At 62.9% G+C, this 1,074-nt stretch carries 1 protein-coding gene; it reads right to left on the bottom strand.

The annotated features are described in order from the left end of the window. The coding region (locus tag IVB42_RS28305; RefSeq protein WP_247471451.1) for an IS30 family transposase at positions 1–613 on the bottom strand (613 nt) is incomplete at its 3' end. Positions 614–1,074 lie beyond the last annotated feature (461 nt).

Below are 1,074 nucleotides of genomic sequence, written 5' to 3'. Positions count from 1 at the left end.
GTCGTCCTGGCGAAAGCCAGGAGGTGGATTCACACTCGAAGTGCAACAGTTGAGAGGAGAAGGCCTCTGCCGGGGTTCTGAAGTCAAGGCATTTGCGCGGGGTGTTGTTGTAGGCGGCAATGGACTGACGGAAGCGCTTGGTTGGGAGCTTTTCAAGGTCGGTCTTTCGGGGGATGAAGCGGCGCAAGCGGCCGATGGCGTTCTCGATGCCGCCCTTTTGCCACGGCGCGTGCGGGTCGCAGAAGAAGGTCTTCATCAAGAGGCTCTGCAAGGAAAGGTGGGCGGCGAACTCGGTGCCGTTGTCGAAGGTGACGGTACGGCGCAGTGCCTCCGGTACGGCTTTGAACAGGCGTACGAGATGGCTAGCGATACCGGCGGCGAACTTGCGTTCGATGGGAACGGCGAGCAGCAGGCGCGAGGTTCGCTCGTGGACGGCCAGGATGGCCTGCCGGTATTTGGAGAACATCATCAGATCGGCTTCCCAGTGGCCCGGGACTTTGCGATCGGCGACCTCGGCAGGCCGTTCTGCCAGCGAAACACGGCCTTCGATGAAGCTTGCGGGGCTCCCGCCTCGTTTGCCGCGGTGGCCTCGCTTGCTCTTGCCCCGAGGCAGATAGCGCCGCCAGGTGAAGTCCGTCGTGCGTGTGATCTGGGCGTAGATGAAGCGTAGATGCTCTCGCAGGAGATCACCCTACGGCCACGTTCCCGGGCCAGCCTGCCTGCGACCTGTTCGGGTGACCAACCGCGGCTCAAGCCTGCCAAGACCTCGCGGCGCAAGCTGGCGTCCCGCTCGAGGCGAGAGCCCTTCCAGCGCCGCGCCCGGGTCTGCTGCTGAGCATAGCTTGGCTTGTAGCCGACTTGCCTGCCACGGTTCCGCCTCAGCTCCCGAGAGATCGTTGATGGCGGCCGATCCAAAGCTGCCGCGATTTGCCCGACCGAGCCGCCATTGGCCGAAAGGCGGGCAATCTCGCATCGATCGTCAAGGGAGAGCTGTTTGTAAGTCCGCCCCATGGCAACACCTCCAGATGGAAGTGTTGCACTTCGTTTGTGAACTCAGGGGACCCATTACCCCAG

Source organism: Bradyrhizobium sp. 45 (assembly GCF_023073155.1).
GTDB classification, from domain to species: Bacteria; Pseudomonadota; Alphaproteobacteria; order Rhizobiales; family Xanthobacteraceae; genus Bradyrhizobium; species Bradyrhizobium canariense_D.
Note: the sequence above shows the minus strand (reverse complement) of the source record. Positions and strands in the feature narration are given on the sequence as shown.